Raw genomic sequence first — 20,371 nt, forward strand, 5'->3', positions numbered from 1 at the left:
AACGTCTCGGACAGAACGGTCAGGGGAAGTGCCAGCCCGAACTGGCATATGACCGGGATTGGTCATGTTGCCCCATCATCCGCAACGTGACCAGCGTTACCGGCAAACTTTCGGTAACACCCTGATGCACGGATCAATCTTCCGGGACCGGCCTGTGTTCAACACCGGGAGAAGCGCGACAATTGCGGCAAGGTCTGCCCTTGACAGGGCCCTGCGAGCTCAGGCAGAAGTGCGCATCTGGTGCCGTTGACGCCAGGCGTCACGGAAGAACTCGTAGCCCGACCAGAGCGTCATCGCGACCGCGCCGGCGAGCAGCACCTGGCTGATGTAGAACAGCACGTCGCCGGGCACGTCGAGCGCACCGTCGACCTGGCGCAGGGGCAGGCAGAGCCCGGAGAGCGCGAGGGCCTGCAGCACGGTCTTGATCTTGCCGCTCTGGGCGGCAGCGATGACCACGTTCTTCATGATCGAGAGCCGGAGCAGCGTGACGCTCCACTCCCGGACCAGCACCACGATGGTCACGATCCACCAGATGTCGCCGACGACCGAGAGCCCGATGAAGGCCATGCCGGTGATCGCCTTGTCGGCGATCGGGTCGGCGATCTTCCCGAAGTCCGTGACCAGGTTGCGGGCCCGCGCGATGTCACCGTCGACCTTGTCGGTGATCATGGCGGCCACGAACAGCGCGAAGGCGACCAGACGCCACGTGATCGAGTCGCCGCCGTCGTGGAGCAGTGCCCAGCCGAAGAACGGAACCATGAGGATCCGCAGGGTGGTCAACGCGTTGGGCACGTTCCAGTTGCTGGCGGTGGCGTCGGTCATCAGGCCCCATCCTTAGTGCCGCTCGTCGTCGCAATCAGGTCCACGCCGTCTGTGCGGATGACCGTCGCTGTGATGATGTCACCCACCGCCACACCCGCGGGCGCCTGCTCGATCAGGGTCGTGCCGTCGACCTCGGGTCCCTGGTGCGCTGCCCGGCCTTCGGCGCCGCCGTCGACCAGGGCCTCCACGAGTACGTCGACGGAGCTGCCGATGCGCTCCTCGGCCCGTTGGCCGTTCAGCTCCTCGACCAGCGCGGTCACGTGCTCGGTGCGCTCACGGACCTCGTCGGGGTCGAGCTTGCCGTCGAAGGACTCGGCCTCGGTGCCGTCCTCGTCGGAGTAGCCGAAGACGCCGGTCACGTCCATGCGCGCGGCCTCGAGGAAGTCGCACAGGGTCTGGAGGTCGTCCTCGGTCTCGCCGGGAAAGCCGACGATGACGTTGGACCGGACGCCGGCCTCGGGGGCGATCTCGCGGATCTGCTCGAGCAGGCCGAGGAAGCTCTCGGGATCACCGAAACGACGCATGCGCCGCAGGACGCTGGCGGACGCGTGCTGGAAGGAGAGGTCGAAGTAGGGCACGACGCCCGGGGTGCCGGCGATCGTCTGGATCAGTCCGGGTCGCGTCTCGGCCGGCTGCAGGTAGGAGACCCGCACCCGCTCGACACCGTCGACCGCAGCGAGCTCGGGCAGCAGTGTCTCGAGCAGGCGGAGGTCGCCGAGGTCCTTGCCGTAGGACGTGGAGTTCTCGCTGACCAGGAAGAGCTCCTTGACGCCTTGGCCGCCCAGCCACTGGGCCTCCTGCAGCACGTCGCTGGGGCGGCGGCTGACGAACGAGCCACGGAAGCTGGGGATCGCGCAGAACGAGCACCGACGGTCGCAGCCGCTGGCCAGCTTCAGTGGTGCCATCGGTCCACCGTCGAGGCGTCGGCGTACGGCACGGGGACCGGAGGCGGGTGCCTGGTCGGCGGTCAGGTCGGGCGCGTCGATCGTCGGGGCCGCACCGTGCCCGGGGACGCTGACGGCAGAGGCGTCGCGCTCCACCGGGCTGATCGGCAGCAACAGGCGACGGTCGGACGGTGTGTGTGCCGCGTGCGACTCCCCCGCCACGATCGAACGGAGTCGGGCCGCGATGTCTGGGTAGTCGTCGAAGCCCAGGACCGCGTCGGCCTCGGGCAGGCTCTCGGCGAGGTCCTTGCCGTAGCGCTCGGCGAGGCAGCCGACGGCGACGACGGCCTGGGTGCGGCCACCCTTGCCGGCCGACGCCTTGAGGTCCGCGGCCTGGAGGAGGGTGTCGACGGAGTCCTTCTTCGCCGCCTCGACAAAGCCGCAGGTGTTGACCACGACGGTGTCGGCGTCCTCGGGGTCGTCGACGAGGCGGAAGCCGTCGGCTTCAAGTCGTCCGGCCAACTCTTCGGAGTCGACCTCGTTGCGGGCACAACCGAGGGTCACCATCGCCACGGACAGGAGTCCGTCGCCTGGGCGGGTCTGTGAAGTCGTCATGGTTGGCTCCGAGTATGCCGGTCCGGAGCGGTCCGGGCACCTTTCCGGCCCCCCTCCACCACGGTGAGGACGGTCACGCGGCGTACGACGACGGCCCCGGAGCACCATGCAGAACTGGTGTCCGGGGCCGTCGCTGGCACTGCCAGGCGCTCAGTCGTTCCAGCGGGCGAAGCCGGCGGCGCGGGCCGCGTCCTCGGAGTCGAACCACACCTCGGCAACCGTGCGGCCGAAGTACGGCGACTCCTCGGTGTGGAACTTCATCGAGTCCGCGTTCCCCTTGATCGAGAACGCACCACCCGGCGAGGCACCACCGTCCAACGGATCCGCGGAACCCGGACCATGCGCACCCTCCGGGATCGACGCAAAGGCCGCCGGAGCAGCGTCACCGGACTTCTCGTCCCACCGCACGAAGCCCGCGCCACGGGCCGCGTCCTCGGAGTCGAACCACACCTCGGCAACCGTGCGACCGAAGTACGGCGACTCCTCGGTGTGGAACTTCATCGAGTCCGCATTCCCCTTGATCGAGAACGCACCACCCGGCGACGCGCCACCGTCCAACGGATCCGCGGAACCAGGACCATGCGCACCCTCCGGGATCGAAGCGTCCGCATCGCCGGCGTGCGCACCGGCCAAGGTCGCCGCTCCGGCGCCACCTGCGGCGCCCGCAGTGCCCGCAACAGCGGCATGACCCGTGGCGGTGTCCGACGTGGCGGTGTCCGACGTCGACCAGGAGTCGGCGCCGGCGTCGGTGGAGCCGGCACCGGCGTCGTAGGAATCCTCGACGGGGTCCGGATCACCGGCATGGGCTCCGGCCAGGGTCGCTGTCCCGGCTCTCCCGACAGCACCCGCACCCGCGGCACCGGCCACAGTGCCGGAGTCTTCCGTGCCGGGGTCGTACGTCGACTCTGGCTCGGCGTACGACGTCGGTTCAAGAGCCGGCTCCTCGGCGGAGTCGGCGGAGTCCGCGGAATCGGACGCGGAGGACCGGTCACCGACCAGGGTGGCCGCGCCGGCACCGCCGACAGCCCCCGCACCTGCTCCGGCGGCGACCCCGCGGCTCGTGACGGAGCTGACCTCCACCTTGCGCAGGGTGAGGAACAGCGTGATCAGGGCGCCGAGCAGTGCAGCGAGCACCACCCACAACCAGTTCTCTCCCAGCAACCAGCCCATCAGAGTGCTCCTCCAGCCCTGGCGCCGGTCCCGGCCTCCAGATCGTCGACGTGCGGAAGTGCGATCTTGACGATCACGTAGGTGATCAGCGCCCCGACGAGGAAGCCGATCAGGATCAGGAACCACATTTGTCCGAACAGCCACATCATGTCGTTCTCCTCACTGAACCGTGATGTCGGCGAACCGGTTGAGATCCCGGCCCTCCTGGGTGGAGTTGTCACCGATCGCGCCGTCGGCGCCGACGCCCTCGGCGGTGGTCACCGTGACGCCTGCCGCCTCGAGGACCGCAGCGACTGCGTCGGCACGTCCCTGCGAGAGCGGGCTGGTCGGGCGGGCCCGGTCGTCGGTGTGGCCCGTGACCGCGACGGAGGCGCCGCACTCACCGAGCAGCGAAGCCACCTTGTCGACCTGTGCGGCCTCCTTGCCGGCCAGGTCGGATGCCTTCTCACCGAAGGCGACCATGTTCGGGCCGAGCACCTTGTCGACCTGGCCCTGGAGGGCGTCACAGTCGGGAGCCGCACCGTCTCCGCTGGCCGCGGAGGTTTCCGAGGACGGCTCCTCGGACGGCGCAGCGGAGGTGTCGCCCGTGGTGTCGCCGGCGGCCGTCACTCCTTCCACGTCCGCGACACGGACGCCGTCGACGTCCTTGACGAGGCCCTCCACGTCGGTCGATCCGGTGCCGCTCGCCTTGGCGAGGTCGACCGTGCCGTCGCGGCCCTCGAAGTCGACCTGGGCACCGGTGATGCCCTTGTCCTCAAGTGCCGCTTGCGTGCGTTCCTTGAGGTCCGACTCCGTGTCTCCACGGCCGATGCCGAACGCGAGTGCGGCCAACAACAAGGGGACAAGCAAAAGGGCGAGCCACCAAGGCCCGCCCAAATTTCTGTGTCCCCACCGAGTATCGCGTTCAACGCGCCTCGACTGACTTGAATTCACCATGAGGTCTCCCGAGTTAGTTGGATACAAGACCTTTCCAACTCAGGAACCTAGTCCGTTTTTGGACACTTTGACCAGACCTGTCGAGTAAGTCGCCCTCCGGCGTGTCGCCGGAGGGCGTCGTTCCAAGGCGCTGGCGCAGGCTCCGGCTAGGCGCCGAGGCCGAGCTGCTGGATCGCATGCTCGCGCATCTCGACCTTGCGCACCTTGCCGGTGACGGTCATCGGGAACTCGTCGACCACACTGACGTAGCGCGGCACCTTGTAGTGCGCCAGCTTCCCCTTGCAGAACGCCCGCAGGGACTCGGCATCGAGCGGCTCGGCACCTTCCCGCATCCGCAGCCAGGCCATCAGCTCCTCGCCGTACTTCTCGTCGGGTACGCCGATCACCTGGGCGTCGAGGATGTCGGGGTGGGTGTAGAGGAACTCCTCGATCTCACGCGGGTAGATGTTCTCACCGCCACGGATCACCATGTCCTTGATCCGGCCGGTGATGGCGAGGTTTCCGTCCTCGTCCATCACCGCCAGGTCGCCGGTGTGCATCCAGCCGTCGATCAAGACCTCGTCGGTCTTCTCCTGGTCGTTCCAGTAGCCGAGCATCACCGAGTAGCCCTTGGTGGCGAACTCACCGGTCTCGCCACGGGGCAGCGTCTCGCCGGTGACCGGGTCGATCACCTTGACCTCGAGGTGTGCGCCCACACTGCCCACGGTGCCGACCTTGACGTCGAACGGGTCGTCGGGCGTGGTCTGCGTCGAGACCGGCGACGTCTCGGTCATGCCGTAGCAGATCGTCATGTCGCGCACGCCGGCGTCGAGCACCTTGCGCATCATCTCGGCGGGGCACGGCGAACCGGCCATGATGCCCGTGCGCAACGACGAGATGTCGTACGTCGAGAAGTCCGGCAGCGACCACATCGCGATGAACATCGTCGGTACGCCGTACAACGACGTACAGCGCTCGGAGTCGACGGCGTGCAGGGTGAGCTCCGGGTCGAATCCGGGAGCCGGGATCACCATGCAGGCGCCGTGCGTGGTGGCCGCGAGGTTGCCCATCACCATGCCGAAGCAGTGGTAGAAGGGCACGGGGATGCAGATGCGGTCCTGCTCCGTGTAGGCACAGCCGCGGCCGACGAAGTAACCGTTGTTGAGAATGTTGCGGTGGCTGAGCGTTGCACCCTTGGGGAAGCCCGTCGTACCCGAGGTGTACTGGATGTTGATCGGATCGGTGGGCGACAGGGTCGCCTGCACCTCCGCAACCCGGTCCGGCTCGACTTCGGTGGCTCCGGCGACCAGGTCGTCCCACGAGGACTGGCCGATCACCACGACCCGCTCGAGGCTGGCGCAGTCACCACGAACCTCGTCGACCATCGCCGGGTAGTCGCTGGTCTTGAACGACTCGGCCACCACCATCGTGGAGATGCCGGCCTGGTTGATCACGTAGGCGACCTCGTGGGTGCGGTAGGCCGGGTTCACGTTGACCAGCACGGCACCGATCTTCGCGGTAGCGTATTGCACCATCGTCCACTCGGGACAGTTCGGAGCCCAGATGCCGACCCGGTCACCGGTCTGCACACCGGCGGCGAGGAGACCGCGTGCGAGCTCGAGGACGGCCGAGGAGAACTCGGCGTAGGTCCACCGACGGCCGCTGGCCACGTCGACCAGGGCGTCGCGTTCGGCGTACGTCGACGCGGTGGCGTCGAAGTTGTCGCCGATCGTCTGCTCGAGGAGTGGCACCGAGGTCGACCCGACGGTGTGGCTGGGCACGGGAGATGAAGTTTCCTGACTCACGGCTTCATCCTGCCCCAGACCCTCGACGGCGCAACAGCAACTGCCGCGCCGTCGAGGCAATATGTCCAGAAGTTGATCAGTTCTGGACGCGATAGGTCTTGTTGGTGGCCTTGCCGTCCGGACCCAGGGCACCGCGTTCCTTGCCGTCGATCTCGACGTCGATCGCTCCGCCGTCGGAGGCCTCGACCCGCACCGGCGCGAGCACGTCGATGCGGTGCACGTCGCCGTAGACCACGTCGTCATCGAAGATGACCTTGCCCTTGCCGTTGCGCACCTTCAGGTGGGCCGACCCGTCGGCGGTCACCTTGAGCGTCACGTTCTCGACGGTCGGAGCGGTCTGGTTGGGGCCGTCGGAGCCGTTCAGGATCGGGGCCGGGCTCTGCAGCTCGACCGGGGTGTCCATGATCAGCCGGGCGATCGACCAGGCCAGCACGAGCGTCATGATCGCCGCGATCAGGATCGACCAGTTCGGCCCGCCCCTGGTGGACCGGATGCCACCGCTCGAGCCGGTCGCGAGGTCCGCCTCGAACACCTTGCGCGGGTTGATCGGGGCGTTGGCGTAGCGCTCGTCGTAGGCAGTGAGCAGCGGCGCCACCTCGAGCCCCAGGACACGGGACAGGGTGCGGAGGTGGCCCCGCGCGTAGAAGTCGCCACCACACGGCACGAAGTCGTCGACCTCGATGGACTCGATGACGTGTGGCCGGATGCGGGTGCGTTCGGCCAGTGCGTCGACGGTCAGGCCGATGCGGGTGCGGGCCGCGGTGATCTCGGGGCCGATGACCGGCTCCACGGCCGGCTCGACTGTGAAGTCGTCGATCACCAGTGGCTCGATGTTGTGCTTCATCGTGGCGATCGGGCGCACCCGGTCACCCCAGACACTGTTCTCCTCGACCAGCGGCACACTGCCCTGGCGTCGGAGCTCCCGCCCCTCGGGCAGCTCGCCGGTCGTCTCGTCGTCAGCGGTGTCACGCGCGGTGGCGCCGTCGACCCTCAGCCCGTTGAGCCCGGGGTTGCTACGGATCTCGACGCGGGCCACTGGGGCCGGGTCACGCAGCGGGGACGGGGTGGCGCTGGCAACCAGGGGCTGGGTCAGCTCCTCGTCGTCGAACGGTGCGTCGTCGTCGACACGCGCCTCACGACGCCCCGCGACCCGGTCGGCCAGTCCTGCCTTGAAGGCGCCGAATGCCGTGGCCATGCGGGAACCGAGCGGCTCCCGGTCGGTGTCGTCGTCTTGGTCGGCCTCGTTCTCGAGTGCGACCTCGGGGGTCTCGTCGTACGACGAGAGGTCGGCGTGGTCTTCGGTCTGTTCGTCTGCCGCCTCGACCGGAGACTCGTCGGAGCCGTCGAGCTCGTCCTCGACGTCCTCGACGACGGGCTCGGGCTCGACCACGCGGGTCGCTCCCCCGGCGAGCTGGCGCAGCGCCGTGGTGAGGTTTTCGGTGAGTCCGGGGACCCGGGTCGTGAGCCCCAGGGGCAGGGCGAGAGGTGCGCCATACAGCTTCTCGCTGATCAGGCTCTGCCGGCGGCCGGGACCGTCGAGCTCGGCACGCACCCGCTCGGGGTTGTGCGGCACCAGCACGAGCTTGCCGTCGCGCAGCAGTCCACGGCGCGGTGTGTGCTCGATGGCCGCGAGGGCGCCCCAGGGCAGCCCGCGCCAGGCCTTGCCCAGCCGGAGCCGGACGCCTTGGCTGTCGGCGACCATCAAGGGCGTGCGGGCGTCGACGAAGGCGTGCAGCCACACGCCGCCGACCAGTGCCATCACGGCGAAGATCACCCAGTCGAGGGTCGCGCCGGTCTGCACGGCACGTCCGAGGTAGGCGATCGCGACGGCCGAGGCGACTGCACCGATCAGTGCCGCCAGGCCGCCGTTGCGCCGCACCTCGACCACGTCGGGGGCGGCCCCCAAGACGCTGCCGGTGGTGTCGTCCACGTCGGTGGCGAACCTTTCTACTGCGCTCACATCTCCCCCTGCAGGGTCGCGATGACTCCGTCGATCTCATCCGGCTTGACCAGCACGTCGCGGGCCTTGGATCCCTCGCTGGGACCGACCACGCCGCGACTCTCCATGATGTCCATCAGGCGACCCGCCTTGGCGAAGCCGACCCGCAGCTTGCGTTGCAGCATCGAGGTGGACCCGAACTGCGTCGAGACCACCAGCTCCACGGCCTGCACGACGAGATCGAGGTCGTCGCCGATGTCGTCGTCCAGGTCGCGCTTGCTCTGCGCCGGCGCCGTGACGTCCTCGCGGTACGACGGCTCCAGCTGCTGCTTCACGTGTGAGACGACCGCGGCGACCTCGGCCTCGGTGACCCAGGAGCCCTGCACACGCACGGCCTTGCTGGCGCCCATCGGCAGGAAGAGCCCGTCACCCTGGCCGACCAGCTTCTCGGCGCCCGGCTGGTCGAGGATGACCCGACTGTCGGAGAGCGACGAGGTCGCGAACGCCAGGCGGGACGGGACGTTCGCCTTGATCAGGCCGGTGACCACGTCGACCGAGGGCCGCTGGGTGGCGAGGATCAGGTGGATGCCCGCCGCACGGGCCAGCTGGGTGATGCGGACGATGGCGTCCTCGACGTCACGCGGGGCGACCATCATCAGGTCGGCGAGCTCGTCGACGATCACGCACAGGTAGGGGTACGGCGTCAGCACGCGCTCGCTGCCCGGCGGCACCTCGACCTTGCCGGCACGGACCGCCTTGTTGAAGTCGTCGACGTGGCGGAAGCCGAAGTTGGCCAGGTCGTCGTAGCGCATGTCCATCTCGCGCACGACCCACTGGAGCGCCTCGGCGGCCTTCTTGGGGTTCGTGATGATCGGCGTGATCAGGTGCGGAATGCCTTCGTAGGCGTTCAGCTCGACCCGCTTCGGGTCGACCATGATCATGCGCACCTCGTCGGGCGTGGCCCGCATCATCAGCGAGGTGATCATCGAGTTGATGAACGACGACTTTCCGGAACCGGTGGCACCGGCGACCAGGAGGTGCGGCATCTTCGCGAGGTTGGCGACGACGAAGCCGCCCTCGACGTCCTTGCCGAGCCCGACCACCATCGGGTGGTGGTCGCTGCGCGCCGTGTTGGAGCGGAGCACGTCGCCGAGGGAGACGATCTCCTTGTCCACGTTGGGGATCTCGACACCGATCGCGGACTTGCCGGGGATCGGGCTGAGGATCCGGACGTCGGCCGACGCCACGGCGTAGGCGATGTTCTTCGACAGCGCGGTGACCTTCTCGACCTTGATGCCGGGCCCGAGCTCGACCTCGTAGCGCGTCACGGTCGGGCCACGCATGTAGCCGGTCACCTGCGCGTCGATTCCGAACTCGTCGAGCACCTGGGTGAGCCGGTCGACCACCGCGTCGGAGGCCTTCGACTTCGCCTTGTGCACGGAGCCCGGCTTGAGGTCGTCGCTGCTGGGCAGCGAGTAGGTCACGTCGCCGGAGAGGGCCAGCTGCTCGACCCGGGCCGGCAGCTGGGCGTGCGGCGGGGGCTCGAGGTCTCCCTTGGGGGCAGGCTCCTCTGTCGGCTCGTCGAACGGGATCGGGGTGGGCTCGTCGTCCTGCTGGGCCACGTCGAGGGCGTCGAGCTTGCGCCGACGCTTCTTGACCTCGCGGTCCTCCAGGACCGGGGAGTCGTAAGCCGGGTCGCCCATCTCGGGGTCGATCTCGTCGGTGGCGGACTTGCCGCGACGCTTGCGGATCGGCTCCGTGGCCGGCTCGCCGTCGGAGTCGGGCTCCGGGCGGTTGCGACCGAGCATGCGGTCGCGCGCCTCGGCCAGCCTGGCGGGGATCTGGTAGACCGGCGTCGCCGCGATGACCAGCACACCGAAGAGCGCCAGCAGCACAAGAAGGGGTACGACGACGAACGGTGAACGCAGCAGGTCCAGCAAGAGACTGGAGATCACGAACCCGATGGCTCCGCCGGCCTGCTGGAGGCGCTCGGTGTCGCCCATGACCGGACGCGGACTGCCGTTGGCGATGTGCACGATGCCGAGCACGCCGAAGGACAGGGCGGCCCAGCCGATCAGCTGGCGACCGACGGGTCCGTTCTGCTCGGGGTCGCGCATGTTGCGCCAGCCGACGTAGACCAGGAGCAGCGGCACGAACCAGGCGAGCTTGCCGACCGATCCGGCGACCGCCGTACGCACGCCGTCCATGACGCCACCCGGGAGCTGCCACCAGACCCCGGCCGCGACGACCACGGCGAGCCCGAAGAGGAACAGGCCGGCGCCGTCACGGCGCTGCTCCGGTTCGAGGTCGCGGGCACTGCGGCCGATCGAGCGCGCGGTCGCACCGAGGGCGTGGGCGATGCCCAGCCACACGGCCGCGACGGCACCGCCGATCGCCACGAAGGCGCGCGAGATGGGGCCAGGTCCGTTGCGAACTGCTCGAGGTGCCGGGCGCTTCGCCGTGGAGGGCTTGCGCTTCGGGGTCGGCTTTCGTTTGGCCTGGCTGCCGGCACTCCGGGTCCGGGTGCTCGAGCCAGTCCTTGCAGACGTGCTCTTGCTCCGCGAACCCGGCGGGGAAGACGTACGGGTCGCCATGCTCAGGACTCTAGGCGATCGCCACTCCAGTCACATGGATAACAGGATGCGTGTCGCACGATTCGACTCCCGCCCAACTCTGGACCGACAGGCTCCAACCTCTTAGTGTGACGTGGGTCACGACACACCCCCAGTCGTGACCCCGACCTCGAACTGGAGGGCACCACAGTGAAGTTCCTCAGGCAGGGCCTCGCCCTGGCCGTCGCGGGAGCCGGCCTCGCCGCGCTACCCGGGCTGAGCGCGAGCGCATCCCCCGCTCCGACAGTCGACGACCGCTCGATGGTCCAGAAGATGAAGGATGAAGCCGACGGGCGAGTCAGCTTCACCAAGGAGACGTCAACCGGGAGGGTCGGCTTCGTCAGGGTGGCCCGCACGGGCGACCTGCTGCCCTCCACCGATGTCAAGGCAACCGACAAGTCGCGTGCGTACCTCGACAAGTACGCACCCGCGTTCGGCGCCACCAGCGACCAGCTGGTGCAGACGCAGGTGGTGCGCAACCGCTACGGCACCACGGTCTCCTATGCCCAGCGCTACAAGGGGCTCGACGTCTTCGGATCCATGGTGCGCGCCCACCTCGACAAGCAGGGCGACCTCACCTCGGTCAACGGCTTCGCCGCCCCCGGCCTCGACCTGTCCGTGACTCCGCGCCTGAGTGCCGGCAAGGCAGGTCAACGCGCCGTGGCCGCGGTCAAGGCCGACCCGCCCGCCCATGGCGGGGAGAAGGCCGACACGGCGGGCGTCAAGGCAGTCAGCACGGACCTGGTCGTCTACCGCACCGGCTCGACCCGCGGCGCCGACGGCAGCAACGTCCTCGCCTACGTCGTGGAGGTCTCCAACGGGGCGAACATCCGCGACATGGTCTTCGTCGACGCGAACACCGACAAGCTCGTCAACCGCTACTCGATGGTGCACGACGGACTCGAGCGCCACGTCTACGAGCAGAGCTACGCGCCCGCCTCGCAGGTGTGGCAGGAGGGTGATCCCTACCCGGGCTCCCTCAACGAGGACCAGAAGAACATCGTCGACGCGACCGGTGAGGCCTACTGGTTCTTCAGGAACGGCTTCAACCGCGACTCCTACGACGCGGCGGGGCACAAGATGGAGATCGTCAACAACGACCCCCGCATCTCGTGCCCGAACGCCAACTGGAACGGCACCACCACCAACTACTGCAACGGGGTGACCTCCGACGACGTGGTCGCCCACGAGTGGGGCCACGCCTACACCGAGTACACCCACGGCCTCATCTACCAGTGGCAGCCCGGCGCCCTCAACGAGTCCTACTCCGACATCTGGGGCGAGACCGTCGACCTGATCAACAACCGCATGGACGAGGACGAGGGCGACATCGACACCAAGCGTCCCGACAACATGTGCTCCACCCACTCTCCCCTGCCGACCGTCGTGACGATCAACTCCCCTGCGGAGATCGCGAAGGTCTGCGAGGCCGGGCCGGCGGCGTTCGGTCCCGAGCTGACCGAGGCCGGCATCACCGGTGACGTCGTGGTCGGTCTGGACGACACTGCTGCTCCCGGCCCGTCGACGACCGACGCCTGCTCCCCGCTGAGCAACGCCTCCGCCGTCGCCGGCAAGATCGCGCTCGTCGACCGAGGCGGCTGCGCGTTCACCATCAAGGTCAAGAACGCCCAGGTCGCCGGTGCCACCGGTGTCCTGGTGGCCGACAACGTGGAGGCAGCACCGTCGGGCATGTCCGGTGTCGACGACACCATCACGATCCCGTCGGTGCGCATCCGGCTCAGCGACGGCAACATCATCAAGGGCGGCCTGGCCAACGGCCCGGTCAACGTGACCATGTCTCTCGCCCAGGACGAGCGCTCGGACTCCTTCCGCTGGCTCATGGGCGAGGACAGCCCGGCCTTCGGCGGCGCGATCCGTGACATGTGGTCCCCCACCTGTTACGGCGACCCCGGCAAGGTCTCTGACGCGCAGTACTACTGCGCGACCGACGACGGCGGCGGGGTGCACAGCAACTCGGGTGTGCCGAACCACGCCTACGCACTGACGGTCGACGGTGGCGAGTACAACGGAGTGAGCGTGACCGGAATCGGCCTCACCAAGGCCGCCGCGGTGTACTTCCGCGCCATGGCCGAGTACCAGACACCCGCCACCGACTTCACCGACCACGCCGACTCGTTGGCCCAGGCCTGCACCGACCTGGTCGGCCAGCCGATCAACGAGCTCAGCACGGACCCGGACACCACCGCGGTGTCCGACCAGGTGATCTCCGCGACCGACTGCGCCACGTTCGACCAGGTCGCCTCCGCGGTCGAGCTCCGCGAGGAGCCGGTCCAGTGCAACTTCCAGCCGCTGCTCGACCCGAACGCCCCGTCGCTGTGCGGCGCGGACGCGGAGACGGTGACGGTCTGGTCGGAGGACTTCGAGGACGGACTGGCCGGATGGGACACCGACTCCGAGGTGGTCTACCCGGGTGCCACGGGAGCTCCGTGGGAGGCCACCACCGAGGCACCTGACCACACCGGCACCGCGGCGTACGGCGTGGCCGACGACCGCGGCCAGTGCGACGGGTCGGCGCAGGACTTCTCGACGCGCGACTCGATCATCAGCCCGGTGATCACGCTGCCGAAGGGCAAGCTCGCGGGGCAGAAGCTGTCCTTCGACCACTACGTGGCCACGGAGACCGGCTTCGACGGCGGCAACGTGAAGTACCGGGTCGGCAAGAAGGCCTGGAAGGTCGTCCCCGCGTCGGCGTACGTGTTCAACGCGCCGAGCACGCTGGCGACCGCCGAGGCCGGGAACACCAACCCGCTGGCCGGTGAAGACGGGTTCACCGGCACCGACGGTGGCGTGGTGAACGGGTCCTGGGGCCAGTCCCAGATCAACCTGGCGGCGCTGAAGATCAAGGGTGGGTCGTTCCAGATCCGCTTCGACATCGGCCGCGACGGTTGTGGCGGGATCGACGGTTGGTACGTCGACGACGTCCGAGTGACCCTGTGCCAGGTCCAGAAGGGCATCAAGCCGGCCACCGGGAGGACCGACTGACACACCCTCTCCAGCACAGCGGGCCCCCGCCGGACCTCTTCCGTCGGGGGCCCCGCTGTGTCGAGCCGAAGGAGGGAGCGTCCGGCGTCCGGGAGATTCAACGGTGACCAACCCGTTATGCGGAATCTTCTGTGCGCTCTAGACCTTGGTAGCCACAACTTCTAGTGTGACGCAGGTCATGGGCACACCCCCGCCCTGACCTCGGAATGACTATTGGAGGGCACCATCGTGAAGTTCCTCAGGCAGGGCATCGCCCTAGCCGTCGTCGGGGCTGGCCTGGCCGCGGTCCCAGGGCTCAGCGCCACCGCCTCACCCGTGCCGGCCCAGGACGACAAGTCCCTGGTCCAGCAGATGCGCAGCACCGCTGACGGTTCCACCAAGATCAGCGCTGAAGACGCCACCGGCAAGGTCGGCTTCGTCCGGGCCGCTCGCGGCGGCGACCTCATGCCGACCCAGAACGGCACACCGGCCGTGAAGGCCGACGCCTACCTCGACAAGTACGCCGAGGCGTTCGGTGCCCCGCGTGGCCAGCTGGTCCGCGACAGCATCGCCAAGAACGACCTCGGCACGAGCGTGGCCTACGTCCAGGAGTACAAGGGTGTGCCCGTGTTCGGCACCCTGGTCCGGGCGTTCGTCGACAAGGGTGGCGACCTCACCAGCGTGAACGGCGAGGCAGTGCCCGACCTCAACCTCTCGGTGACCCCCAAGATCACCGAGGCAGAGGCAGGCAAGCGCGCGGTCACCCTGGTCAAGGCGCAGCCGCCGACGTCCGATGGCAAGTCGAACACCACGGGTGTGAAGGCCAAGGCCGCCACGCTGCTCGTCTACCGAAGCGGCCTGGTGCAGGGCGTCAAGGGCAAGAGCCAGCTGGTCTACCAGGTCGAGGTCACCAACGAGAAGAACGTGCGCGACATGGTCTTCCTCAACGCCGACACCGGCAAGGTCGTCAACCGCTACTCCACGGTCGACAACGCCCTGGACCGCGAGCTCTACGAAGCCGACGCGAACCGCGACCTCACCCTGGTCTGGAAGGAAGGCGACGACCTCCCCGGCACGTTGAACACCGACCAGGAGAACCTCGTCCGCTCCACCGGCGAGTCCTACTGGTTCTTCAAGAACTCCTTCGGCCGCGACTCCTACGACGGCAACGGCGCGACGATGCGCACGATCAACAACGACCCCGCCATCGCGTGCCCGAACGCCAACTGGAATGGCATCACCACCAACTACTGCGACGGCGTCACGTCCGACGACGTCGTGTCCCACGAGTGGGGCCACGCCTACACCGAGTACACCCACGGCCTGATCTACCAGTGGCAGTCCGGTGCGCTCAACGAGGGCTACTCCGACATCTGGGGCGAGACCGTCGACCTGATCAACAACCGTGAGGACGAGGGCGAGGGCGACCTCACCAAGCACCGCACCGTCGGCCTCTGCGCCGAGAACGGTCCGCGCGCCGTCCAACTGGTGATCAACAGCCCGGCCGACGTCAAGAAGATCTGCCTCGCCGGTCCGGCAGCCTGGGCAGCCGTTCCGGACACCACCGGGTTCACGAACGACATCGTTGTTGCCACTGACGAGGCCAACCCCGAAGGGCCTGCGACCAACGACGGGTGCTCGTCGCTGACCAACGCGGCCGATGTGTCGGGCAAGTTCGCCCTCGTCTACCGCGGCACCTGCGCGTTCACCCAGAAGGCACAGAACGCCCTGGACGCCGGTGCTGCTGGCGTCATCATCGGCAACTCGCCCGGTGGCGGCCCGTTCGGTCCCGGTGGCGGACTAGAGGAACCCCTCGAGATCCCGGTCATCGGCATCTCGCACGACGACGCCAACCGCATCAGCGGTGCAACCGGTCCGGTCAACGGCACGATCCGCCTCTCCGGCTCGGCCGAGACCAACGAGTCCTACCGCTGGCTGGTCGGTGAGAAGTCGACCGCCTTCGGTGGCGCGATCCGCGACATGTGGATGCCGACCTGCGCCGGTGACCCCGGCAAGGTGTCCGACGCCGAGTACCACTGCTCGACCGACGACAACGGTGGCGTCCACGGCAACTCGGGCGTCGTGAACCACGGCTACGCGCTGCTGGTCGACGGTGGCACCTACAACGGCACCACGGTCAAGGGCCTCGGCCTCGACAAGGCAGCAGCCATCTACTACCAGGCGATGACCGTCTACCAGACCCCGGTGAGCAACTTCACCGACCACGCCAACTCGCTCGAGGCCTCCTGCGCCGACCTGACCAACAAGGCGATCAAGAAGCTCTCGACGCGGGAGAACGACTCGACGGTCAACTACGACAAGATCACCGCCGACGACTGCGCACAGGTCGCGGCGATGACCAAGGCCGTCGAGTTCCGCCTCGACCCGACCGAGCAGTGCGGCTGGCAGCCCCTGCTCGACCCGAACGCCCCGGCCGTGTGTGGCGAGGGCTTCGAGACCCAGGAGATCTTCTCCGAGGACTTCGAGTCGGGCATGGACGGCTGGACCCTCTCCGGCGAGTCCGTCAACGGGCCCTACCCGGACCCGGCCGACTGGGCGACCACCTCGGAGTACCGCGGTGACCACACCGGCTCGGTGGCCAAGGGCAACACCCCCGACCAGGGCGACTGCGCCGACAACGACATCTCCAGTGCGAACTACATGACGAGTGACGCGATCGCGATTCCGGACGACGCCTCGGCGCCGCGGATGACCTTCGAGCACTACATCGCGACGGAGACCGGCTTCGACGGCGGCAACGTGCGGATCAGTGTCAACGACGGGGAGTTCGTGCCGGTTCCGGCCGACGCGTTCACCTTCAACGGTCCCCTGCAGATCTCCACGGTGGCTGAGCAGAACACGAACCCGCTGGCCGGCGAGCCGGGCTTCACCGGCACCGACCCGGGCACGCCGTTCGGCAGCTGGGGCGAGTCGCAGATCGACCTGGCCGCGGCCGGTGTCTCGGCCGGCGACTCGGTCAAGCTCCAGTTCGCGATCGGCCGCGACGGCTGCGGCGGCGTCGACGGCTGGTACGTCGACGACATCAAGGTGCTCACCTGCGAGATCGCCGCGGACATCACCGCGACCGTCTCGCCGGCCAAGCCGAAGTACGGCACGGCGGCTTCGGTGAAGGTCAACGTCACCTCGATCGGCGACGACATCCCCACCGGTGACGTCACCGTCACCGAGGGCGACACCGAGCTCGGCACCGCCACGCTCAACGGCATCGCCGCCGCATCGATCGCCCTGCCCAAGACCCTGTCGGTCGGCAAGCACACGCTGACCGTCACCTACTCCGGTGACGACAACTTCAGCGAGTCGACGGCAACCCTGGACGTGACGGTGGCCAAGGCCACGGGCGTGGTCAGCGCGACGGCCAAGCCGTCGACCATCCGGAAGGCCCAGACCAGCACCGTCACGGTGACGGTCAAGGCCGCCGGTGTCTCGCCGACGGGCAAGGTCACGATCGTCAAGGGTGCCAAGGTGCTCGGCTCGGCCACGCTGAGCTCCGGAAGGGCGACGATCAGGGTCGCGGGCTCCAAGCTCGTGATCGGCAAGAACAAGCTGACCGCCAAGTACGCCGGTTCGGCGACCGTGGCGGCCGGCGCAAGGGCCTTCGTCATCACGGTCACTCGATGACCGCATGACGGCCTGACGCATTGGCGCGTGGCCCCGCCGGATTCGTCCGGCGGGGCCACGTGGCATTTCAGGCGAGGGAGTTGAACCACGGGACGACGACGAACGCGGTCGGCAGGGCGAGCACGCCGGACGCGGCCACCACGAGCAACGTGGCCTGGAAGCGGTGCTCCCCCACGTCGCGCAGCAACGTGACCCTGGTGACCAGGCTCGAACCACTCGCCGCGGAGCTCCCGCCGACTGCAACTCCCGACGCACCGAGAGCCGCCGCAGGGGCACGCCCCTCGGCGAGGGCGACCAACGCACGGGCCAACGGCATGGCACCGGAGACCCGGGCCGCCGCACGATCGGCGAGCACCTCGGCCAGCAGCTGCACCTCGGCCAGCGCCGCCTCGCTCGAGACCCAGCGAGGGAAGGCGCGATGCAGCACGCTGAACGCCTCCAGCACCAGGTCGTGCCGGGCCCGGAGGTGGGCGCGCTCGTGGGCCAGCACCGCCTCCACCTCGCCGGTCTCGAGGCGATCGAGCGCCCCGGCCGAGACCACGACCCGGGCGCCGTTCATGCCCGGCACGCAGTAGGCCACCGGCACGTCGTGCTCGAGGACACGCGCCCCCGGGCCGTCGTACGACAGCAGGTCGAGCTGCCTGCGGTGCCGCCGGCGCAGGGCGCGCAGCGTCGTACCGACCTGATGTCCGCTGAGCAGCAGTCGGCCGACGACGATGACCGTGAGGGTCAGCGCGACTCCGGCGACGACGAAGCCGAACACGCTCGGCTCCTGGCGCCACGCGTGGTCGGTGACCAGGGAGAGCCCGGCACCGACCGCCGCGAGGACCGCGCCGAGCGCGACGCTCTGCCACAGCAGCATCGCGGCCCGCGGCGTGCGACGCAGCACGTGCCACCGAGCCATCAGCGAGGGCACCGGGCCGGCGAGGAGCACGGCCAGGGCACCCAGGACCAGGGTGGTCATGTCAGGAGTCGGCCGGGTCGACCCGCGAGAGCTCGGCCAGGGCCTGCTTGAGGGCCGCGATGTCGTCGGCGCTGGCCTCCTCGACGAAGGCGACGAGCGCGGACTGGCGGCTGTCACGGCCGAAGTCGGTGAGCGTCTCGCGCATCAGCTCGGCAGTCATGCTGCCCCGGGACGCGGCAGCGCGGTAGCGGTAGGCCCGACCGTCACGCTCCTGGTGCACGACGTCCTTCTTGGCCAGCCGGTCGAGCACGGTCATCACGGTCGTGTAGGCGATGTCGCGAGTGCCGGCGAGCTCGGCGTGCACCTCGCGCACGGTGCACGACTCCTGCTCGGGTCGCGACCACAGCACCTCCATCACCGCACGCTCGAGGTCACCCAACCGTGAAGACGGCCGGGAGGCCTGGCGCTGGCGTGAGGGTTCGCCGGACGTGGGGCGGGCGACGGCGCGTCGTTTCGCTGCGGGCATGGAATCGATTGTACCTACGGCGCCAGGCGTACTACGCTCGGTAGTACCTACTACTCGTTGTCGTAGAACAGGGAGTCACCCGCATGGACGTCGTCGACATCGCACGCTGGCAGTTCGGAATCATCACCGTCTACCACTTCCTGTTCGTGCCGATCACGATCGGTCTCTCCGCGATGATCGCGATCTTCGAGACGATGTGGATCCGCACGAACAACCCGACGTACCTGCGGCTGACGAAGTTCTTCGGCAAGCTCTTCCTGATCAACTTCGCGATCGGCGTCGTGACCGGCATCGTCCAGGAGTTCCAGTTCGGGATGAACTGGTCGGACTACTCGCGCTTCGTCGGTGACGTGTTCGGCTCGTTCCTGGCCATCGAGGGACTGCTCGCCTTCTTCCTGGAGTCGACGTTCCTTGGCCTGTGGATCTTCGGCTGGGACAAGCTCCCCCGCTGGATGCACGCCGCCTGCATGTGGATCGTGCACATCGGCACCCTGCTGTCGTCGTACTTCATCCTGGCCGCCAACTCGTGGATGCAGCACCCGGTCGGCCACACCTACAACCCCGAAACGGGTCGCGCGGAGCTCACCGACTTCTGGGCGGTGATGTTCAACAAGGTCCAGGTGGTCGCGTTCCCGCACGTGATCACCGCCTGCTACCTGACCGGTGGCGCGTTCGTGCTGGGCATCTCCGCGTGGCTCTACCTGCGCCGCCGTACGCCGGACGAGGACCGGCCGGTCTACCTCACGGGCGCGCGCATCAGTGCGTGGATCGTCCTCGTCGCCGGGGTCGGCGTGGCGATCACCGGCGACCTGCAGGGCAAGGTGATGACCGAGGTGCAGCCGATGAAGATGGCCGCCGCCGAGGGGCTCTACGAGACCTCCGAGTCGTGCGCGCCGTTCTCGGTCTTCACCGTCGGTACGCCGGACGGCCGCCACGAGAAGTTCGCGGTCACCGTGCCCTGCCTGCTCTCGTTCCTCGGCACCGGCACGTTCGACGGCAAGGTCGAGGGGATCAACCCGCTGCGCGAGAAGTACGCCGAGCAATACGGCACCGACCCCGGTGCGACGTACTACCACCCGGAGGACTACGTGCCGGTGATCCCGGTGACCTACTGGTCGTTCCGCTTCATGATCGGGCTCGGCATGTCGGCTGCCGCCGGCGCCGCCCTGCTGCTCTGGGTCATGCGTGGCGGACGACGTCCGCGTTCGAAGTGGTGGGGCGTGCTTGCGCTGTCGCTGCCGTTCCTGGCCGTCTTCGGCAACTCCTTCGGCTGGATCTTCACCGAGATGGGCCGCCAGCCCTGGGTGGTCTACGGGTTGATGACCGTCGACAACGCGGTCTCCCCCGGTGTCTCGGTCGGCGAGGCGCTGACCTCGGTGATCGTGCTGACCTCGCTCTACGCAGTGCTGGCGGTGATCGAGTTCGGGTTGCTGGTCAAGTACGCCAAGGCCGGCGCCGAGCCGTTCGTCGAGCCACCGGACCCGAGCCTGCGCGGACCGTCGAGCGGTTCCGACGGCTCCGACGACGACGCACCCCTGACGTTCGCCTACTAGGAGAC

General features: G+C 68.4%; 13 protein-coding genes. 3 read left to right on the top strand and 10 right to left on the bottom strand.

What is annotated here, in order from left to right; all coding sequences use genetic code 11:
- Positions 1-219: 219 nt before the first annotated feature.
- From pgsA to ASD30_RS06445, 8 genes are all read right to left on the bottom strand, one after another.
- Complete coding sequence (pgsA, locus tag ASD30_RS06415) at positions 220-822, bottom strand: CDP-diacylglycerol--glycerol-3-phosphate 3-phosphatidyltransferase (RefSeq protein WP_056678404.1); 603 nt, start codon at positions 820-822, stop codon at positions 220-222.
- Positions 822-2,321 carry a 30S ribosomal protein S12 methylthiotransferase RimO gene (gene rimO / locus ASD30_RS06420; protein WP_056678407.1) on the bottom strand — a complete coding sequence of 500 codons (1,500 nt, stop codon included), beginning with the start codon at positions 2,319-2,321 and terminating at the stop codon, positions 822-824. Before rimO ends, pgsA begins: the two co-directional genes overlap by 1 nt.
- Before the next feature lie 150 nt (positions 2,322-2,471).
- On the bottom strand, positions 2,472-3,491 hold the full coding sequence (locus ASD30_RS27825; protein WP_056678408.1) for a sunset domain-containing protein: 1,020 nt from the start codon (positions 3,489-3,491) through the stop codon (positions 2,472-2,474).
- Positions 3,491-3,640, bottom strand: coding sequence for a hypothetical protein (locus tag ASD30_RS26420; RefSeq protein ID WP_156393519.1), 150 nt, complete (start codon positions 3,638-3,640; stop codon positions 3,491-3,493). Before ASD30_RS26420 ends, ASD30_RS27825 begins: the two co-directional genes overlap by 1 nt.
- A gap of 10 nt (positions 3,641-3,650) precedes the next feature.
- Positions 3,651-4,328, bottom strand: a complete 678-nt coding sequence (locus tag ASD30_RS06430) for an OmpA family protein (protein WP_162250921.1) — start codon at positions 4,326-4,328, stop codon at positions 3,651-3,653.
- Positions 4,329-4,573: 245 nt separating this feature from the next.
- On the bottom strand, positions 4,574-6,187 hold the full coding sequence (locus ASD30_RS06435; RefSeq protein WP_056678414.1) for an AMP-binding protein: 1,614 nt from the start codon (positions 6,185-6,187) through the stop codon (positions 4,574-4,576).
- A gap of 100 nt (positions 6,188-6,287) precedes the next feature.
- Positions 6,288-8,141, bottom strand: a complete 1,854-nt coding sequence (locus tag ASD30_RS27420) for a helix-turn-helix domain-containing protein (RefSeq protein WP_056678417.1) — start codon at positions 8,139-8,141, stop codon at positions 6,288-6,290.
- 26 nt (positions 8,142-8,167) lie between these two features.
- Positions 8,168-10,744: a DNA translocase FtsK gene (locus ASD30_RS06445; protein ID WP_082563586.1), complete on the bottom strand. Its 2,577-nt coding sequence runs from the start codon at positions 10,742-10,744 to the stop codon at positions 8,168-8,170.
- Positions 10,745-10,912: 168 nt separating this feature from the next.
- Here ASD30_RS06445 and ASD30_RS27830 point away from each other — a divergent pair, with 168 nt between their 5' ends.
- The gene (locus tag ASD30_RS27830; protein ID WP_056678423.1) at positions 10,913-13,765 is read left to right on the top strand and encodes a M4 family metallopeptidase; all 2,853 of its coding nucleotides are present in this window, start codon (positions 10,913-10,915) and stop codon (positions 13,763-13,765) included.
- Positions 13,766-13,993: 228 nt separating this feature from the next.
- Entirely contained in the window at positions 13,994-17,383 is a 3,390-nt protein-coding gene (locus ASD30_RS06455) for an Ig-like domain repeat protein (protein ID WP_156393521.1), read from the top strand.
- A gap of 67 nt (positions 17,384-17,450) precedes the next feature.
- On the opposite strand, the gene ASD30_RS06460 is transcribed toward ASD30_RS06455, so the two are convergent.
- A complete protein-coding gene (locus ASD30_RS06460; protein ID WP_056678428.1) occupies positions 17,451-18,347 on the bottom strand; it encodes a M56 family metallopeptidase in 897 nt (298 codons plus the stop codon).
- 1 nt (position 18,348) lies between these two features.
- Positions 18,349-18,813, bottom strand: coding sequence for a BlaI/MecI/CopY family transcriptional regulator (locus ASD30_RS06465; protein ID WP_082563587.1), 465 nt, complete (start codon positions 18,811-18,813; stop codon positions 18,349-18,351).
- A gap of 83 nt (positions 18,814-18,896) precedes the next feature.
- Between ASD30_RS06465 and ASD30_RS06470 the strand changes: the two genes are divergently transcribed.
- Positions 18,897-20,366: a cytochrome ubiquinol oxidase subunit I gene (locus ASD30_RS06470; RefSeq protein ID WP_056678435.1), complete on the top strand. Its 1,470-nt coding sequence runs from the start codon at positions 18,897-18,899 to the stop codon at positions 20,364-20,366.
- Positions 20,367-20,371: the final 5 nt, after the last annotated feature.

The sequence above is a fragment of the Nocardioides sp. Root140 genome, from assembly GCF_001426745.1.
Lineage (GTDB): Bacteria > Actinomycetota > Actinomycetes > Propionibacteriales > Nocardioidaceae > Nocardioides.

What these genes read in the sequence shown, in the direction of transcription:
- pgsA (WP_056678404.1), bottom strand. Translation starts at nt 822, where the DNA reads ATGACCGACGCCACCGCCAGCAACTGGAACGTGCCCAACGCGTTGACC.
- rimO (WP_056678407.1), bottom strand. Translation starts at nt 2,321, where the DNA reads ATGACGACTTCACAGACCCGCCCAGGCGACGGACTCCTGTCCGTGGCG.
- ASD30_RS27825 (WP_056678408.1), bottom strand. Translation starts at nt 3,491, where the DNA reads ATGGGCTGGTTGCTGGGAGAGAACTGGTTGTGGGTGGTGCTCGCTGCA.
- ASD30_RS26420 (WP_156393519.1), bottom strand. Translation starts at nt 3,640, where the DNA reads ATGATGTGGCTGTTCGGACAAATGTGGTTCCTGATCCTGATCGGCTTC.
- ASD30_RS06445 (WP_082563586.1), bottom strand. Translation starts at nt 10,744, where the DNA reads ATGGCGACCCGTACGTCTTCCCCGCCGGGTTCGCGGAGCAAGAGCACG.
- ASD30_RS06460 (WP_056678428.1), bottom strand. Translation starts at nt 18,347, where the DNA reads ATGACCACCCTGGTCCTGGGTGCCCTGGCCGTGCTCCTCGCCGGCCCG.
- ASD30_RS06465 (WP_082563587.1), bottom strand. Translation starts at nt 18,813, where the DNA reads ATGCCCGCAGCGAAACGACGCGCCGTCGCCCGCCCCACGTCCGGCGAA.
- ASD30_RS06470 (WP_056678435.1), top strand. Translation starts at nt 18,897, where the DNA reads ATGGACGTCGTCGACATCGCACGCTGGCAGTTCGGAATCATCACCGTC.